This is a genomic window from Herbiconiux gentiana (assembly GCF_024978135.1).
GTDB lineage: Bacteria > Actinomycetota > Actinomycetes > Actinomycetales > Microbacteriaceae > Herbiconiux > Herbiconiux gentiana.
Window position 1 is genome coordinate 59196 of sequence record NZ_JANTEZ010000004.1, and the last position, 16921, is coordinate 76116.

The 16921-nt window shown below is 71.4% G+C and carries 15 protein-coding genes; 5 read left to right on the top strand and 10 right to left on the bottom strand.

Going from position 1 to position 16921, the window contains the following annotated elements; all coding sequences use genetic code 11:
• Window positions 1-41 precede the first annotated feature (41 nt).
• Window positions 42-2162: a S9 family peptidase gene (locus tag NVV95_RS10690; protein ID WP_259486537.1), complete on the top strand. Its 2121-nt coding sequence runs from the start codon at window positions 42-44 to the stop codon at window positions 2160-2162.
• On the opposite strand, the gene NVV95_RS10695 is transcribed toward NVV95_RS10690, so the two are convergent.
• On the bottom strand, window positions 2159-4273 hold the full coding sequence (locus tag NVV95_RS10695) for a DEAD/DEAH box helicase (protein ID WP_259486538.1): 2115 nt from the start codon (window positions 4271-4273) through the stop codon (window positions 2159-2161). The genes NVV95_RS10690 and NVV95_RS10695 overlap by 4 nt on opposite strands.
• A gap of 134 nt (window positions 4274-4407) precedes the next feature.
• On the bottom strand, window positions 4408-4746 hold the full coding sequence (locus tag NVV95_RS10700; protein ID WP_259486539.1) for a DUF6804 family protein: 339 nt from the start codon (window positions 4744-4746) through the stop codon (window positions 4408-4410).
• A gap of 39 nt (window positions 4747-4785) precedes the next feature.
• Here NVV95_RS10700 and NVV95_RS10705 point away from each other — a divergent pair, with 39 nt between their 5' ends.
• Genes NVV95_RS10705 through NVV95_RS10720 form a run of 4 tightly spaced genes read left to right on the top strand, consistent with a single transcriptional unit; the run spans window position 4786 to window position 8527 of the window.
• On the top strand, window positions 4786-5184 hold the full coding sequence (locus NVV95_RS10705) for a hypothetical protein (RefSeq protein ID WP_259486540.1): 399 nt from the start codon (window positions 4786-4788) through the stop codon (window positions 5182-5184).
• Entirely contained in the window at window positions 5184-6155 is a 972-nt protein-coding gene (locus NVV95_RS10710) for a pseudouridine-5'-phosphate glycosidase (protein ID WP_259486541.1), read from the top strand. The genes NVV95_RS10705 and NVV95_RS10710 overlap by 1 nt, the downstream gene beginning before the upstream one ends.
• A gap of 3 nt (window positions 6156-6158) precedes the next feature.
• On the top strand, window positions 6159-7169 hold the full coding sequence (locus NVV95_RS10715) for a carbohydrate kinase family protein (RefSeq protein WP_259486542.1): 1011 nt from the start codon (window positions 6159-6161) through the stop codon (window positions 7167-7169).
• On the top strand, window positions 7166-8527 hold the full coding sequence (locus tag NVV95_RS10720) for a M20/M25/M40 family metallo-hydrolase (protein ID WP_259486543.1): 1362 nt from the start codon (window positions 7166-7168) through the stop codon (window positions 8525-8527). Before NVV95_RS10715 ends, NVV95_RS10720 begins: the two co-directional genes overlap by 4 nt.
• 27 nt (window positions 8528-8554) lie before the next feature.
• On the opposite strand, the gene NVV95_RS10725 is transcribed toward NVV95_RS10720, so the two are convergent.
• The 8 genes from NVV95_RS10725 to NVV95_RS10760 all read right to left on the bottom strand — a co-directional run bounded on the left by NVV95_RS10725 (window position 8555) and on the right by NVV95_RS10760 (window position 16908).
• Entirely contained in the window at window positions 8555-9154 is a 600-nt protein-coding gene (locus tag NVV95_RS10725; protein WP_259486544.1) for a GDSL-type esterase/lipase family protein, read from the bottom strand.
• A 30-nt stretch (window positions 9155-9184) separates the two neighbouring features.
• Entirely contained in the window at window positions 9185-10720 is a 1536-nt protein-coding gene (locus NVV95_RS10730; RefSeq protein ID WP_259486545.1) for an SDR family oxidoreductase, read from the bottom strand.
• Window positions 10721-10837: 117 nt separating this feature from the next.
• Window positions 10838-11701, bottom strand: a complete 864-nt coding sequence (locus NVV95_RS10735; protein WP_259486546.1) for an aldehyde dehydrogenase family protein — start codon at window positions 11699-11701, stop codon at window positions 10838-10840.
• The gene (locus NVV95_RS10740) at window positions 11698-13152 is read right to left on the bottom strand and encodes an aldehyde dehydrogenase family protein (RefSeq protein WP_259486547.1); all 1455 of its coding nucleotides are present in this window, start codon (window positions 13150-13152) and stop codon (window positions 11698-11700) included. The genes NVV95_RS10735 and NVV95_RS10740 overlap by 4 nt, the downstream gene beginning before the upstream one ends.
• Window positions 13153-13161: 9 nt before the next feature.
• Window positions 13162-14184 carry a deoxyribose-phosphate aldolase gene (gene deoC, locus NVV95_RS10745; RefSeq protein WP_259486548.1) on the bottom strand — a complete coding sequence of 341 codons (1023 nt, stop codon included), beginning with the start codon at window positions 14182-14184 and terminating at the stop codon, window positions 13162-13164.
• Between the two features lie 102 nt (window positions 14185-14286).
• Window positions 14287-15573 (bottom strand): MFS transporter, encoded by a 1287-nt coding sequence (locus tag NVV95_RS10750; RefSeq protein WP_259486549.1) that lies wholly within the window; start codon window positions 15571-15573, stop codon window positions 14287-14289.
• Entirely contained in the window at window positions 15560-16498 is a 939-nt protein-coding gene (locus NVV95_RS10755) for a bifunctional riboflavin kinase/FAD synthetase (RefSeq protein ID WP_259486550.1), read from the bottom strand. The genes NVV95_RS10750 and NVV95_RS10755 overlap by 14 nt, the downstream gene beginning before the upstream one ends.
• Complete coding sequence (locus tag NVV95_RS10760; protein WP_259486551.1) at window positions 16495-16908, bottom strand: hypothetical protein; 414 nt, start codon at window positions 16906-16908, stop codon at window positions 16495-16497. The genes NVV95_RS10755 and NVV95_RS10760 overlap by 4 nt, the downstream gene beginning before the upstream one ends.
• Between the last annotated feature and the right edge of the window lie 13 nt (window positions 16909-16921).

Sequence of the window (16921 nt, forward strand, 5' to 3'; positions counted from 1 at the left end):
TCACCCGCCGTTCATGTTCCACGGCGATCTACGCTGGAGTCATGGCATCGCTCCCTCCCCGCGCCCGCAAGGTCCCGTTCGACCGTGTGCACCACGGTGACACCGTCTCCGATCCCTACGAGTGGCTGCGCGACAAGGAGGATCCCGAGGTCGTCGCCTACCTCGAGGCCGAGAACGCCTACACCGAGGAGGCCACCGCACACCTCGCGGGGCTCCGCCAGGAGATCTTCGACGAGATCAAGGGCCGCACCCAGGAGACCGACCTCTCGGTGCCGGTGCGCGACGGCGGCTACTGGTACTACACCCGCACCGCGGAGGGCTCGCAGTACGGCGTGCACTGCCGCGCGCCCATCGCCTCGGCCGACGACTGGACTCCCCCGTCGATCGAGCCGGGCGCGCCGATCGACGGCGAGCAGGTGGTGCTCGACGACAACGAGCAGGCCGCCGGGCACGAGTTCTACTCGCTCGGCTCTTTCGACGTCTCCCCCGACGGGCGGATGCTCGCCTACGCGGTCGACGTCGTCGGCGACGAGCGCTACACCCTGCGCATCCGCGACCTCGACACGGGCGAGGACCTGCTCGACGAGGTGGCCGACACCTTCCCAGGTGCGGTCTTCTCCGGCGACGGGGAGAGCGTCTACTACCCCACCGTCGACGACGCGTGGCGCCCCGACACCATCTGGCAGCACCGCGTCGGAACCGCGGGCGGCGACGACCAGGTGGTCTTCACCGAGCCCGACGAGCGGTTCTGGGTCGGCGTCGGCCTCACCCGCAGCCGCCGCTACCTCGAGATCGCGGTCGGCTCGAAGATCACCAGTGAGGTGCTGCTGCTCGACACCGAGAACCCCGAGGCCGGCTTCCAGGTGGTCTGGCCCCGCCGCGAGGGGGTGGAGTACGCGGTCGAGCACGCGGTGGTCGGCGGCCGCGACCGCCTGCTCGTGCTGCACAACGACGGGGCGCTCAACTTCGAGCTCGTGGCCGTCGATCCCGCGCATCCGCTCGAGACGGCCTCGTGGGAGACCGTGATCGCCCACGACGAAGCCGTACGCCTCGAGGACGTCGACGCCTTCGCCGGCCACCTCACCGTCGACTACCGCCGCGACGGGCTCACCCGCATCGCGATGCTGCCGCTGGAGGCGGACACCACCTCGCTCGCGGGCGCCTCATTCACCGAGCTCGAGTTCGACGAGCCGCTGTTCTCGGTGGGCACCTCGGGCAACCCCGAGTGGGAGCAGCCGACCATCCGCTTCGGCTACACCTCGTTCGTCACCCCGTCGTCGGTGTTCGACCACGACATCACCACCGGCACCTCGACGCTGCTGAAGCAGCAGGCGGTGCTCGGCGGCTACGACCCCGCCGCGTACGAGCAGCGGCGCGAGTGGGCGACGGCGGCCGACGGCACGCGGGTCCCCGTCTCGCTCGTGGCGCGCCGCGGTGTGCTCGACGCCGGGGAGCCCGCGCCGATGGTGCTCTACGGCTACGGCTCCTACGAGTCCTCGATCGACCCCGGCTTCTCGGTGGCGCGGCTGTCGCTCGTCGACCGCGGGGTCGCCTTCGCCATCGCGCACGTGCGCGGCGGCGGCGAGCTCGGTCGGCACTGGTACGAAGACGGCAAGACGCTCACGAAGAAGAACACCTTCAGCGACTTCGTCAGTGCGGCCGAGCGGATGATCGAACTCGGCTTCACCGCGCCGTCGACGCTCGTGGCGCAGGGCGGCAGCGCCGGTGGCCTGCTGATGGGCGCGGTGGCGAACCTGGCGCCGCAGCTGTTCGCGGGCATCCTCGCGCAGGTGCCGTTCGTCGACGCGCTGACGTCGATCCTCGACCCGTCGCTGCCCCTGACCGTGATCGAGTGGGACGAGTGGGGCGACCCGCTGCACGACCCCGAGGTCTACGCCTACATGAAGTCGTACTCGCCGTACGAGAACGTGACCGAGCAGGAGTACCCGCGCATCCTGGCCGTGACGAGCCTGAACGACACCCGCGTGCTCTACGTGGAGCCCGCGAAGTGGACGGCGCGGCTGCGCGACGTGGGCGCACCCGTGCTGCTGAAGACCGAGATGTCGGCCGGCCACGGCGGCGTCTCGGGCCGCTACGAGCGCTGGCGCGAGGTCTCCTACGAATACGCCTGGACGCTCGACGTGCTCGGCCGCTCGCGCTAGTCCTCGAGCGCCGAGCGCAGCAGGCCCACGAGGGCGTCGAGCTGCACGCTGTCGGTCGAGCCGATCGCCTGGTCGGAGCCGTCGAGCGCGCGGGCCGCGAGACCCTGCTTCGAGTCGATCAGCTCGGCGATGCGGGTGTCGATGGTCTGCGCCGCGACGATCCGCCACGCGGTGACCGGCTCGGCCTGGCCGATGCGGTGCACGCGGTCGATGGCCTGGGTCTGCTCGGCCGCCGTCCACGACAGCTCGGCCAGCACCACGTTCGACGCGGCCTGGAGGTTGAGGCCGACGCCCGCCGCGGTGAGCGAGCAGACGGCCACGGCCACCTCGGGGTCGTTGTTGAAGGCGTCGATCTCGCGCTGGCGCAGCGCGGCCGACTGGTCGCCCCGGATGGACACCGTCTTCAGCTCGCGCTTCGCGAACAGCTCCTCGGCGGCGTTCATGACGTCGATGTGCTTGGCGAAGAAGACCACCTTGCCCACCGAGCGGGCGAGCTGCGCGGTGTAGTCGGCGGCGAGGCCGGCCTTCGCGGTGCCGATGCGGCGCACCATCGTGAAGACGTTCAGGCCGTCCTCGGTGGCCTGCGTGTCCTCGAGCTCCTGGCGGGCCACGAGGCGCATCAGGTCGTCGTCGGGCAGGTCGTCGACCTCGTCGCCACGGGCGTTGGCCCGGGCCGCGACGAGGCGGCGGTAGCGGGTGACCAGGCGCGCACCGAGCTCGCGCTCGGCCTCGCGGATGGAGCGGCCGAAGTCGTCGTCGAGCTCCACCGGCAGGTCGACGATGCGCTTGGCGGGCAGGTCGGCGGCCACGTCGATCTTGCGACGCCGCACGATGCCCATGTCGATCACGGCCTCGCGCGCCTCGGCGAAGAAGCCCGCGTCGGCGGGGGTGAGGCCGATCTCCTCGAGGTGCTCCATCAGCTCGGGGCCGGGCTTGTCGCCGTCGATCCAGCCGAGGAACTGCCAGATCGCCCGGAAGTCGTCGACGTCGTTGATCAGCGGCGTTCCGGTGAGCGCCATCATCAGCGGGTTGCCGCCGGGGGCGGTGTGCCGGATGCGGTCGGCCAGCGCCAGCACGTTGCGCGACCGCAGCGACGTCATGTTCTTGATGAAGTGCGCCTCGTCGACCACCATGCCGCGGAAGCCCATGCTGCCGAGCCAGGACAGGTGCCGGTCGAGCACCTCGTAGTTGACCACCACGACGTCGGCGAAGGCGTCGAGCGTCTCGCCGTCGCCGTGCACGACGGTGGCCCGGCGGTGCGGGGTCCAGAGCTCGACCTCGCGGGCCCAGTTCATCTTCACCACGTTCGGCACGACGGCCAGCAGCGGGTAGGCGTCGGCGACGGATGCGGCCAGCAGCGACTGCGCCGTCTTTCCGAGACCGGGCTCGTCGGCGAGCAGGAAGGTGCGGTGCCCCGCCTGCACGCTCTGCAGGAAGCGGGACTGGTGCACCATCAGCTCATGACCGGGAGGGGACAGCCGGTCGATCGTGGGCGCCTCGGGCAACTCCATGCTGGCGGCGCGCCCGCCGGCACCGTACTCGAAGGCGCGGTAGAGCGGGCCGAGCAGTTCCCAGTTCGAGAGCCGGCCGACACCGTGCGGCTTCGCCGGCGTGAGGTCGGGGGCCATGAACGGGTTGGCGAGCTGGCGCGACTTGACCGACACCGGCACGACCTGGCGCTCGGCGAGTTCCGGCGGCACGACGGTGGCGGTGGGCGCGGGCGCCTCCGGCTCGTCGTCGGGCACCTCGTAGCCGGCGTCTTCCAGGTACTCTCGGCGCAGGCTCCGGGCGGCGGGCGAGAGCGGGGCGTCGTTCTCGAGCAGGGCGATCAGCGAGGTGTCGCGCGCGGCGGTGCGGGCTAGGATCGACGCGATGCCGTCGAGGCGCTTGAGCTGCTCGGCCCGCTCGGCGTCGCCGAGGGTCGTGTCGCCCTTGATGCCGGCGCGCTCCTCGCGCATCAGCAGCGCCACCACGAGGAACTTCGTGCGGTTGGCGGGGGCGACCTTGCCGCGCTGGGCGGCGGCTTCGACCTCGCGCACCTTGCGGGCGAGGATCGGGATCAGACCGGTGTTGTCTGCGGTTCGCGAACGGCGGTTGCCGGACCTTGACAAGAGTCCTCCTGGACAGTGAGGCGGAATGCACGGGCCAGGACGGTAGAGCATCCTGGGGGGTTCAGCATCTCGGGCGGTCGAGCAGGGCGATGGAATCGCGGTCGAGCCGAGGAGCGGGAGATCCCGTGACGCGCTCAGTCTACGCGATGCACCTTGATCAGGAGGCCACTGGCGATGAAGACGATCGCGCCGACGCCGTGGGCGATCTGCCAGCCGATCAGCGGGAGGTCGATCGGCAGCACGGGATTCCACAGCACGGCGATGGCGGCGAGCGGCGGCAGCCACCACCACTGCTTCGCCTGCACGGCGAACACGAGCATGATCAGGGCGAGGATGGCGATGACGAAGCGCGCCACGGTGAACCAGCCGTCGTCGCCGATCACGGCCAGAAAGGCCACCAGGGCGATCGCGCCGAGCAGCCCGGGGGCGAGCGCGGGGCGGGTGAAGTCGGGGGTGGTCTGTCGCGCGCTCATGTCTCGCCAATCCTACGCGGCGCTCGGTAGGGTGAACCCATGTCATTCACGTCGGGTGCTTCGACCCCCCTTTTCGCAGGCCCAGAGGGGCTCTGGACCGCCGATCCCGAGGAGCTCGCCGCGCGGCTGTTCGTGACCGTCTTCGCCGGCCAGGGCGCGGTGCCGCTGCCGCAGAAAGACGTCTCGGAGGTCTACTCGACGCTCGCCGGCCTCGGCGGCTACTCGCTTCCCGACGTGCGCTCGGGCAACACGCAGCCCCTCGGCCTGACGGTGCAGCTGGCCCAGGAGGCCATCCTGACCTGGGAGCGCGCGACCGTCGCGGTGCGGCTCTCGGCCGGCGCAGGTCCCGTGTCGCACACGGTGACGATGCTCCGCTTCGGGCCGGGCATCCTGAACGCCGCCGACCCGGTGGCCGCGCTCAAGGCGCGGCTGCACTGATGGCGCGCGGCATCCAGACCGAGGCCTTCCGGCTCTCCGACGAGGTCGCCGAGGCCCTCGCGGCCGGCCGCCCCGTGGTCGCTCTCGAGTCGACGATCATCTCGCACGGTCTCCCCCGCCCCCGCAACCTCGAGGCGGCGCGGGAGTTCGAGGCGATCCTCCGTGACGCGGGGGTCACTCCCGCCACGATCGCGGTGCTCGACGGCGTTCCGCGCATCGGCCTCGACGACGACGGCGTGCGCCGCATCGCCGAGGAGGACATGACGAAGGCCAGCGTGCGCGACCTGCCGATCCTCTCGGCCAAGGGCGCGAGCGGAGCCACCACGGTGGCGGCCACGGCCTACCTCGCGGGGCGCGCCGGCGTGCGCGTCTTCGCCACGGGCGGTCTCGGGGGTGTGCACCGGGGCGCCTCCGACACCTTCGACGAGTCGGCCGACCTCTCGGCGCTCGCACTCTCGGGGGTCACGGTGGTCTCGGCGGGGGTCAAGTCGGTGCTCGACATCCCCGCCACGCTCGAGCGCCTCGAGACGCTGAGCGTCCCGGTGGTCGGCTACCGCACCACCGACTTCCCGAGCTTCTGGCTGAGCACCTCGGGCTACACGATCGACTGGTCGGTCGACGACACCGACGAGATCGCCCGGGTCATGCGCGGACAGGACCTGCTCGGCCACGGCCAGGGCATCGTGGTGGCGAACCCGCTGCCCGCCGACCAGCAGTGGGACCCGGAGGAGCACGACCGCGTGCTGGCCACCGCCTTCGCCGCGGCCGACGCCGCGGGCGTCTCGGGCAAGGCGGTCACACCGTTCCTGCTCGGCTTCATCGTCGAGGAGTCGGGCGGGCGCAGCCTCGAGGTGAATCTCGACATCGCCCGCAACAACGTGCGGCTCGCGGGCGGCATCGCCCGGTCGTGGAGCGCCCTGAACAGCGGGTCGCCGACGGACAGCACCGCTCCCATCGGCACCGCGGTCTAGCCCGTGCCGAGGGTGATCGCGTTCGGCGACGTCTTCGACGACATCATCGTCACCCCGGCCGGCGAGATCCGCCCCGACACCGACACCTCGGCGACGATCGAGCGGCGTTCGGGCGGGTCGGCGGCGAACGCGGCGGCCTGGTTCGGCCACCTCGGCGCCGAGTCGCACTTCTTCGGGCGGGTCGGCGCGGCCGACGTCGAGCGGCACGCGGTCGAGCTCGCGGAGTCAGGGGTCGCGGCCCACCTCGTCGGCGACCCCGACCGGCCGACGGGCACCATCGTCGTGGTGCTGCAGCCCGACCGCACCCGCACGATGCTCACCGAGCGCGGAGCCAACAGCCTCACGGGCCCGGCCGACATCGACCGCTCCCTGCTCGAGCCGGGCGCCCACCTGCACCTCACCGGCTACTCGCTCTTCAACGACGTGCCCGGGTCGGAGCGCCTCAGCGCCGTGCGATCGTGCGCCGCTCTCATCGCCGACGCGGGCGCGGCCGGCATGTCGGTCTCGGTCAATCCCGGTTCGGCGGGCTTCATCGCCGACCACGGAGCCGCCACCGTGCTCGACGCGGCCCGCGGCGCGACCGTGCTGCTGCCGAACCTCGACGAGGGGCGCGCTCTGACGGGGGCCGATGATCCGGAGGCGGTCGCGATCGCGCTGCTCGAGCACGCCCCGGTGGTGGCGCTCACGATGGGGCGGGGCGGGGTGCTCGCCGCGGTTCGGCGGGGGCACGGGCATCCACTCGTCGTGCGCCTGCCGGCCCTGCTGGTCGACCCGGTCGACACCACCGGAGCCGGTGACGCCTTCAGCGCCGGCTTCGTGCACGCCCTGCTCACGAGCGGAAGCCTCGACCCCGAGACCATCGACGAGGAGCGCCTCGAACGGGCGGGCCGCGAGGGTGTGCGCTGCGCGGCCGTCGCGATCCAGCGGCTCGGCGCCCGCCCGCCGGCCGCGGAGGCCCCGACGGCCCCGGATGCCCCGACGGCCCCGGTCGGCCCGGCCGAGGTGCCGGCGTGACCTCGGCCACCGCGCCCGCCGCCCCCGATCCCGACGACGAGGCCGCCCTCGAGCGCCTCCGCACCCTGATTCGCATCCCCACGATGTCGGTGGCTCCGGCCGAGCGCGACGAGGCCGCCTTCGACCTCTTCGCCGCGACCCTCCGCGAGCTCTACCCGCTCGTGCACGAGCGCCTCGAGCTCGAACGGATGCTCGACCGCACCTTTCTCTTCCGCTGGCCCGGCCGAGTCGCCGGCCGTGCGTCCATCCTGATGGGCCACTACGACGTCGTGGTCGCCGATGACGAGGGCTGGGAGCATCCCCCCTTCGCCGCCGACGTCACCGGAGACGGCGCCGATCGCGTGCTCTGGGGCCGCGGCACGCTCGACGACAAGGGCTCGGTCGCCGCCGTGCTGGAGGCCGTCGAGCGCTCGCTCGCCGCCGGCGTCACCCCCGAACACGACGTCTACCTGCTCTTCGGCCACGACGAGGAGACCGCGGGCACCGGCGCCGAGGCCGCCGCCCGCGCGCTGCACGAGCGCGGCGTCGACCTCGGTCTCGTGCTCGACGAGGGCGGTGCCGTGATCGAGCGGGCCTTCCCCACGGTCGAGGTGCCCGTCGCGGTGGTCGGCGTGAGCGAGAAGGGCACGACGAACTTCACCCTCACGGTGGAGCAACGGGGCGGGCACGCGTCCACTCCCCCGGCCGACACCGCCACGAACCGGTTGGCCCGGGCCATCACGCGCCTCGAGCGGCACCCGTTCCCGGCCGCGCTCAACCCGGTCACGGCCCGCATGATCGCCACGATCGGCGCGCACGCGAGAGATCCGCTGCGCGCGGTCTTCACCCGGGCCGGGCTGTTCCGCTCGCTGATCGTGCCCGTGTTCGCCCGCCTCAGCGACGAGACGGCCGCGATGGTGCGCACCACCATGGCGGTGACCCAGCTCTCGGGTTCGTCCGCGCCGAACGCCCTCGCCGAACGCGCCCAGGCCGTCGTGAACGTGCGCATCGCGGTGGGCTCGACCGTCGACGAGGCCAGGCGGCACCTCGAGCGCTCGATCGCCGATCCGCTGGTGCGGGTGGAATCCACGATGGAGAACGATCCCGCCCGGGTCTCCCGCATGGACGGCCCCGACTGGCAACTGCTCGCCGAGACGATCGTCGCGAGCTATCCGGGTACGGTCGTCACGCCCTACGTGCAGACGGGTGCCACCGATTCACGCTGGTTCTCCCCGCACAGCCGCTCGGTCTACCGCTTCAGCCCGTTCGAGATGTCGGCCGACGAGCGCGCGACGCTGCATGCCAAGAACGAGCGGATGCACGTGCACACGTGGTTCACGGGCATCCGCTTCTTCGAGCGCCTGCTGAGGCGGCTCTAGCGCAACTGCGCCAGCGACGGGCTCTAGCTACTCGCCGCTCTTCTCGGCGTTCAGCTGCGCCTGCAGCTCCGGCAGCCGGATCGGACGGCTCGACGGCGGCAGGTCGTGCACCCGCTCGAGGGCGGGCTCGAGCTCGGACAGCCACGCCTTGTAGCCCTCCTCGTTCAGGTGCAGCCGGTCTTCGGTGAAGTCGGGGTTGAGCTCGCCCGACTCGACGGCCATCACGGGCCAGAGGTCGAGGTAGTGCGCGCGCACGGTGGCGGCGAACTGCCAGACGTGACGGTTGATCTCCTTGACGAACTCGGCGTACTCGGCGCCGCGCGGCAGCACCGACTGCACCAGGATGCGTGCGTCGGGCTGCGCGGCCCGGATGTTCACCAGCGCGGTCTCGATGCCGCGGACGACCTGCTCGATGCCCCGCCGGTTGGCGACGTCATTGGTGCCGATCAGCAGCACGACGGTGTCGGGGTCTTCGGCCGCCACCTCGTCGAGCCGGGCGATGAGCCCCTCGGTGGTGTCGCCGCCGACGCCGAGGTTGACGGCCTCGAGCTCGGGGAACCACTCCTGCCAGCGTCCGCCTTCGATCAGGCTGTCTCCGACGAAGACGGTCTTGGGCTTTCCGGACATCCGCACCTCCAGGTGAAGTAGATCCCCATTTTACCCGGGGGCGACGATCCCCGCTTCGGCCTGCTCGGCCGAGGCCTCCCGGGCGCGGTCCTTCTTGGCCGCGAGCAAGGCCGTCTCGGTGATGCGGTTGGCCATCCCGTTGAAGATCACGCCATGGAACGGCAGGATCGCGAACCAGTACAACCGGCCGCCGAGGCCGCGCGGGAAGAAGATGGCGCGCTGATCGTAGATCGAGCCTCCGTCGTCGGACGGCGTGGCCCGCATCTCGAGCCACGCACCGCCCGGCACCTTCATCTCCGCGCGCAGGCGCAGGAACGACCCGCGGTCGATCTGCTCGACCCGCCAGAAGTCGAGCGCATCGCCCGTGTGCAGCTCGGTCTGGCTGCGGCGGCCTCGGCGGAGGCCGACGCCGCCGACGATCTTGTCCATCCAGCCGCGCACGGCCCAGGCGATCGGGAAGGAGTACCAGCCGTTCTCGCCGCCGATCCCCTCGATCACGCGCCACAGCTCGTCGGCGGGAGCGGGCGTGCGGCGCTGCTTCACGTCGAGGTAGACCGTGTGACCGGCCCAGTCGGGGTCGCTCGGCAGCGGGTCGCTCACCGCGCCGGGCACGAAGGCGTCCTGCCAGCTGGTCTCGACCTCTCCGGCCTTCATCTTGCCGAGCGCGAGACGCACGGCCCGACGGTAGGGCGTGAGCCCGCCTTCGGGGTCGTCGATGTAGCTGCGGATGTCGTGCTCGTGCGTGACGCAGTCGAACTGCAGCGAGGCGATGATGGGCACGGCCAGCGCGCGCGGGATCGGCGTGACGAGGTTCACCCACTGCGACGCGAGCCACGGCGTCAGAACGGGCAGGGCGGCGATCGGCCGCTGGGCGAGACCGGCCTCGAGGGCGTAGCCGTTCATCATCTGGCCGTAGCGCAGCACGTCGGGCCCGCCGATGTCGAAGGTGCGGTTCACCTCGGGCGGCAGCTCGGCGGCCTTGACCAGGTAGTAGAGCACGTCGCGCACGGCGATGGGCTGGATGCGGTTGCGCACCCACTTCGGTGCCGGCATGTAGGGCAGCACGTCGGTGAGGTGCCTCACCATCTCGAACGACGTCGATCCCGAGCCGATCACGACGCCCGCCTGCAGGGCGGCGGTGGGCACGCCCGACTCGAGCAGGATGCGGCCGACGGCGACCCGCGACCGCAGGTGGGGCGACAGCTCACCGCTCTCGGGGTGCAGACCGCCGAGGTAGACGACCCGCTTCACGCCGGCCTCGGCCACCGCGGTCGCGACGTTGTGCGCCGCGATCTCCTCGCTCTTCTCGAAGTCGCCCTTTCCGCCCATCGAGTGCACGAGGTAGTAGAAGACGTCGACACCCTCGACGGCACCCCGCACCGACTCGGCATCGCCGAGATCGCCCTGCACGATCTCGACCGACGCCGCCCAGGGCACGTCGCGCAGCTTCTCGGGGGTACGCACCAGCACCCGCACGTCGAAGCCCGCGTCGAGCAGTCGGGGCACGAGGCGCCCTCCGATGTAGCCGGTCGCGCCCGTGACGAGGGCCAAACGTCGGGATTCCATACCCTTCACGCTAGCCCTCGCAAGCCCCTTGCGGACCGGGGCCCGACGGATCGTCAGGTGCCTTGTTCACCATCGGGCACCCGACAGATCATCGGCCGCCGACGGATTGTCAGCCCGCTAGATCAGCGCCTTCGTGTGCCACACCGTCTTCGTCTCGGTGAACGCCGAGATGCGGGCGAGACTCGGCGTGGCGGCGTCGGGGCCCTCCTCGGGCGTCAGCACGCGCTTCAGGGTCTCGGCCGCAGCGATCTCGAGGTCGATCCACTCCAGCGCCGAGGCGCCCACGAGGTCGAGCGCGTTCACGTCGGCGTGGCTCGCGAGCCACGGTGCGAGCTCGGCGGGCGATCCGGTGAGCACGTTCACGACACCCTTGGGCAGGTCGCTCGTGGCGAGCACCTCACCCAGGGTGATGGCCGAGAGCGGATGCGCCTCACTCGCCACGACCACGACGGTGTTGCCGGCGACGAGCGCGGGCGCCACGGCGCTGACCAGCCCGAGCAGGGCCGAGTCCTGGGGCGCCACGATCGCGACCACTCCCGTGGGCTCGGGCACCGAGAGGTTGAAGTAGGGCCCCGACACCGGGTTGGCGTTGCCGGTGACCTGCGCGAACTTGTCGGCCCAGCCGGCGTACCAGACCCAGCGGTCGATCGCCGCATCGACCTGGTCGCGGGCGGCCGACGCCGACACGCCCTCCTGCTTGACGATCTCGTCCTCGAACTGGGCGCGGCGCCCCTCGAGCACCTCGGCCACGCGGTAGAGCACCTGGCCGCGGTTGTAGGCGGTGGCGCCCGACCAGCCGCCGACGGCGGCGCGTGCCGCCACGACGGCGTCACGCGCATCCTTTCGCGACGCCTGAGCGGCGTTGGCCAGGAAGCGGCCCTTGCTGTCGAGCACCTCGTAGACGCGGCCCGACTCGCTGCGCGGGAAGGCGCCGTTCACGTAGAGCTTGTAGGTCTTGGGAACGGAGATGTGGGAGCTCATCGCTGCCCTTCCTTCGCGGTGGAGGTCAAGTAGGCGGCGAGGCCGTGACGACCGCCCTCGCGGCCGTAGCCCGACTCCTTGTAGCCGCCGAAAGGCGACGCCGGGTCGAAGCGGTTGAAGGTGTTGGCCCAGATCACACCGGCGCGCAGCTTGTCGGCGACCGCGAGGATGCGGCTGCCCTTCTCGCTCCAGATGCCGGCCGAGAGGCCGTAGGGGGTGTTGTTCGCCTTGGCGATCGCCTCGGCGGGCGTGCGGAAGCTCAGCACCGACAGCACCGGCCCGAAGATCTCCTCCCGGGCGATGCGGTGGCTGGTCGAGACGTTGGTGAAGATCGTGGGTGCGAACCAGAAGCCGTTCTCCGGCAGCTCGCACGCGGGGCTCCAGCGCTCGGCGCCCTCGGCCTCGCCGATCTCGCTGAGCTCGCGGATGCGCGCCAGCTGCTCGGCGCTGTTGATGGCGCCGACATCGGTGTTCTTGTCGAGCGGGTCGCCGACGCGCAGGGTCTCCAGGCGCGACTTCAGGCGCTCGACGACCTCGTCGTGGATCGACTCCTGCACCAGCAGCCGCGATCCGGCGCAGCAGACGTGGCCCTGGTTGAAGAAGATGCCGTTGACGATGCCCTCGACGGCCTGGTCGATCGGCGCGTCGTCGAAGACGATGTTCGCTGCCTTGCCGCCGAGCTCGAGGGTGAGCTTCTTGCCGGTGCCGGCGGTGGAGCGCGCGATCTCGCGGCCGACGGCGGTCGACCCGGTGAAGGCCACCTTGTTCACGTCGGGGTGGTTGACGAGCGCCCGGCCGGTGTCGCCCGCACCGGTGACGATGTTCACGACACCCGCGGGCAGGTCGGCCTGCTGCAGGATCTCGGCGAACAGCAACGCCGTGAGCGGGGTGGTCTCGGCCGGCTTCAGCACCACCGTGTTGCCGGCGGCGAGGGCGGGCGCGATCTTCCAGGCCAGCATGAGCAGCGGGAAGTTCCACGGGATGACCTGGGCGGCCACACCGAGCGCCCGCGGGTTCGAGCCGGCGCCGGCGTACTCGAGCTTGTCGGCCCAGCCGGCGTAGTAGAAGAACCAGGCGGCCACGAGCGGCACGTCGACGTCGCGGCTCTCCTTGATCGGCTTGCCGTTGTCGAGCGACTCGGCCACGGCGAGCTCGCGGGCGCGCTCCTGCACGAGCCGGGCGATGCGGAACAGGTACTTGCCGCGGTCGCGCCCGGACAGGCGGGACCAGGTCTTGTCGTAGGCCTTGCGGGCGGCGGCCACGGCGCGGTCGACGTCGACGTCGGTGGCGTTGGCGATGCGCGCGATCGGCTTCTCGGTGGCGGGCGAGATCGTCAGGAACGACTCCCCCGCGGCCGGCGTGAACTCGCCGTCGATGAAGAGCCCGTACTCGGGCTTCAGGTCGAGGATCGCCGTCGACTCGGGAGCCGGGGCGTATTCGAGGAATGACATCGTGTGGTCCTAGTCGATCGTGACGTAGTCGGCGCCGGAGTAGTGCCCGGAGCTGAGCTTCTGCCGCTGCAGCAGCACGTCGTTGAGGAGGCTCGAGGCCCCGAAGCGGAACAGGTGCGGCTGGAGCCACTCCTCGCCCACCGTCTCGGCGACGGTGACGAGGTACTTGATGGCGTCCTTCGACGAGCGGATGCCGCCCGCCGGCTTCACGCCGATATTCTCGCCGGTGAGGCGGTGCCAGTCGCGCACGGCCTCGAGCATCAGCAGGGTGACGGGAAGCGTGGCGGCCGGGGCCACCTTGCCGGTGGAGGTCTTGATGAAGTCGCCGCCCGCGAGGATGGCGAGCCAGGACGCCCGGCGCACGTTGTCGTAGGTGTTCAGCTCACCGGTCTCGAGGATGACCTTGAGGTGCGCGAATGAGCCGTCGGCCCGTCGGCAGGCCTCCTTGACGGCGACGATCTCGTCGAAGACGTGGCCGAAGCGGCCCGAGAGGAAGGCGCCGCGGTCGATCACCATGTCGATCTCGTCGGCCCCGGCGGCCACCGCGTCGGCGGTGTCGGCGAGCTTCACGGGGAGGGCGGCGCGGCCCGAGGGGAAGGCGGTGGCGACGGCGGCGACGTTGATCAGCCCGTCTCCGGGCTCGGTCACCCGGCCGGCGGCGTGGGCGTCGCCGAGCGCCTCGACGGCGTAGGGAACCATGTCACCGTAGACGCAGACGGCGGCGACGCGGGGCGTCGCGGGGTCGCCCGCATCCGGAACCAGCGCCTTGGCCACGAGCGAGCGCACCTTGCCAGGGGTGTCGGCGCCCTCGAGGGTGGTGAGGTCGATCAGCCCGATGATGCGGTCGAGGGCCCAGGCCTTCGACGTGGTCTTGATCGACCGCGTGCCGAGCGACGCGGCGCGCTGTTCGAGGCCCACGGCGTCGACTCCGGGGAGCCCGTCGAGGTACCGCTTGAGGGTGGCCTCCGTCAGGTCGCCCCCGAGCACCTCCACGGCGCGCTGCGCGGGACTGACCGCTCTTTCAATCGTCACGACGTCACTTCCTGATCTGTCGCGGAGGCGACCCGTCCGGTCGTCCCGCATCCTTCGATTCTCTCACGCGCCTCCGCGCAGTCGCCTGAGATGCCCGGAGCGCTACCACTCGTCTTCGAGCATGCGCGGTCGGGCCACCACGATACCGCTGACCGTGAGCGCCAGGGCGGTGCCCACGAGGAACAGCAGCGGAACCGTCCAGCCGCCCGTCGTGTCGTGCAGCACGCCCACGACCAGCGGCCCGAGGGCGCCGATGCCGTAGCCGATCGACTGCACGAACGAGCTCAGGGCCACCGAGCCCTCGTGGGTGCGGGTGCGCAGGTTGATCAGCACGAGCGAGAGCGGGAACAGCAGCGGCCCGAGGCCGATGAAGGCCACCCACAGCCAGAGCGGGCCGCCGGGCACGAGCAGCAGGCCGCCGTAGCCGAGCAGGTAGAACACGACGCCGGCGGCGATCAGCGGGCCGACCGTCTTCATCCTGGTGGCGAGGATGGGCACGAGCAGGGCGGCGGGCAGCCCCATCACGGAGAACAGCGAGAGCAGGGCGCCCGCCTCGGCCTCCGAGGCCCCGGCGACGTCGGTCAGGATGCTCGGCAGCCAGGCGAACATGGCGTAGGCGTTCACCGAGGTCAGGGCGAACACGAACATCAGCGACCAGGCGACCGGCGAGCGGAGCACGCGGGCGAAGCCCTTGCGACGCTCGACTGGTTGATCGGCGGAACGCTGATCGGCGGCGGGCTGCCCAGCGACACGCGCGTCGGCACCGGCCGGGTCAGCCGCTGCTCCCCCACCGCGCCGCTCGCGCATCCGTCTCGCCAGCAGGGTCACGAGCGGCACCAGCGCCAGAACCGAGAACACGGCCCACATGCCCACCGACACCCGCCAGCTGCTCGCGTCGGCCACCGGCACGGCGACGAGCGGGGGCAGGGTCGCGCCGATGGCCATGATGGTCGCGTACAGCGCCGTCAGCAGCCCGATGCGGTCGGGGAAGTACGTCTTCACGAGCGGGGGCAGCAGCACGTTGGCCACACCCATGCCGGCGAAGGTGACGGCGCTGGCCAGCACGAGCACGAGGTACGAGCCCGAGGATGCCCGCACCAGATGCCCGAGCAGGATGGCGACGATCGCCACGATCATCACCCGCTCCACGCCGAAGCGGCGGTGCAGGGCGGGGGCGAACAGCCCGACCACCGCGAAGCTCACGGGCGGCAGCGTGCCGAGGAAGCCGATGCCGATGGCGCCGATGGCGAAGTCCTCGCCGATGCGGTCGTAGATGGGAGACAGCGCGGCGACGGCGGTGCGGAGGTTGAGGCCGACGAGCACCACGGCGAGCAGCGCGACCGTGCGACCTTGCCAGAGCGGCCGGGCCCGCACCTCAGCGGGCGTCATCGAGCACGCGGCGGGCGCGCAGCACGTCGTCGTCCATCTGGGCGATCAGCGGGTCGATGCCGGTGAACTTCACCTGGCCCCGGATGCGCGCGACGAAGGAGACGTCGACGACGTGGTCGTAGAGGTCGAGGTCCTCGTCGATCACGTAGGCCTCGACCTGCTTCTGCGGCACGCCGTCGAAGGTGGGGTTGTTGCCGACCGAGATCGCGGCGGGGTAGCGCCGCCCCGCATCCGTCAGCCAGCCGGCGTAGACGCCGTCGGCGGGGATGAGCCCCTCGGACTCGGGTGAGAGGTTGGCGGTCGGGAAACCGAGCTCGCGGCCTCGCTTGGCGCCGTGCACCACCATGCCGCGCACGGTGGGCGGGCGGCCGAGCAGCTCGCTGGCCCGTTCGACGTCGCCGTCGGCGAGCAGCTCCCGGATCCAGGTCGAGGAGACCTTGCGCTCCTCGGCCGGCCGCACGTCGGGGATGAGGTCGACGTCGAAGCCGAACTCGCCGCCGAGCTCCCGGAGGGTGTCGATGTCGCCGCGGCCCCTGGCGCCGAAGCGGAAGTCCTCCCCCACCATGACGACCTCGGTGCGGCAGACGCCGGCGAGCACGCGCTCGACGAACTCGCGCGGGGTCATCGAGGCGAGGGCCTCGTCGAAGGGCAGGAAGATCGTGACGTCGACCCCGGTCTCCTCGAGCAGCTCGAGGCGCTGGGAGTTGCCGAGCAGGGCCTCGGGCCGGAGCCGGGGATCGAGCTGGGCCAGCGGGTGGCGGTCGAAGGTGATGACGACGCTCGTGAGCTCGCGGGTGGCGGCGACGTCGATGAGCTCGGCGATCACGGCGCGATGACCGGCGTGCACGCCGTCGAACTTGCCGATCGTGACCGCGCTGGGGCCGAAGCCCGCCGGCACCTCGGCGAGCGAGCGGTACGCCCTCATCGGGTGCGTCGCAGCCACAGCATGCCGAGCACGGGGAGCACGAGCGGGATGAACAGGTACCCGGCGCCGTACCACGACCACACGGAGGCCTTCGCGAACAGCTCGGGCAGGAACAGGCTCAGGGTGCCGACGGTGAGCACCCCGATCAGCTCGAAGGTGATGGTGACCCAGGCGATGCGGTACCAGACCCGGCCCGGGGCGATGAGCGCCACGGTGGCGACGATGTAGACCACGGCGGCGACGGCCGAGAGCGTGTAGGCGAAGGATGCCTGGTCGAACTTGCCGATGATCTCGACGACCGACCGGCCGGTGGCTCCGAGCGCCAGGATGGCGTAAACCGCGATCAGCACCCGGCCGATGCCCCGGGCTCGGCTGCGGGGAGGGGGTGGAGCGAGGGTGTCGTGAGCCATGGCTCTAGAAGTT

What these genes read in the sequence shown, in the direction of transcription:
- NVV95_RS10690 (WP_259486537.1), top strand. Translation starts at nt 42, where the DNA reads ATGGCATCGCTCCCTCCCCGCGCCCGCAAGGTCCCGTTCGACCGTGTG.
- NVV95_RS10700 (WP_259486539.1), bottom strand. Translation starts at nt 4,746, where the DNA reads ATGAGCGCGCGACAGACCACCCCCGACTTCACCCGCCCCGCGCTCGCC.
- NVV95_RS10705 (WP_259486540.1), top strand. Translation starts at nt 4,786, where the DNA reads ATGTCATTCACGTCGGGTGCTTCGACCCCCCTTTTCGCAGGCCCAGAG.
- NVV95_RS10710 (WP_259486541.1), top strand. Translation starts at nt 5,184, where the DNA reads ATGGCGCGCGGCATCCAGACCGAGGCCTTCCGGCTCTCCGACGAGGTC.
- NVV95_RS10725 (WP_259486544.1), bottom strand. Translation starts at nt 9,154, where the DNA reads ATGTCCGGAAAGCCCAAGACCGTCTTCGTCGGAGACAGCCTGATCGAA.
- NVV95_RS10730 (WP_259486545.1), bottom strand. Translation starts at nt 10,720, where the DNA reads ATGGAATCCCGACGTTTGGCCCTCGTCACGGGCGCGACCGGCTACATC.
- NVV95_RS10735 (WP_259486546.1), bottom strand. Translation starts at nt 11,701, where the DNA reads ATGAGCTCCCACATCTCCGTTCCCAAGACCTACAAGCTCTACGTGAAC.
- NVV95_RS10740 (WP_259486547.1), bottom strand. Translation starts at nt 13,152, where the DNA reads ATGTCATTCCTCGAATACGCCCCGGCTCCCGAGTCGACGGCGATCCTC.
- NVV95_RS10750 (WP_259486549.1), bottom strand. Translation starts at nt 15,573, where the DNA reads ATGACGCCCGCTGAGGTGCGGGCCCGGCCGCTCTGGCAAGGTCGCACG.
- NVV95_RS10755 (WP_259486550.1), bottom strand. Translation starts at nt 16,498, where the DNA reads ATGAGGGCGTACCGCTCGCTCGCCGAGGTGCCGGCGGGCTTCGGCCCC.
- NVV95_RS10760 (WP_259486551.1), bottom strand. Translation starts at nt 16,908, where the DNA reads ATGGCTCACGACACCCTCGCTCCACCCCCTCCCCGCAGCCGAGCCCGG.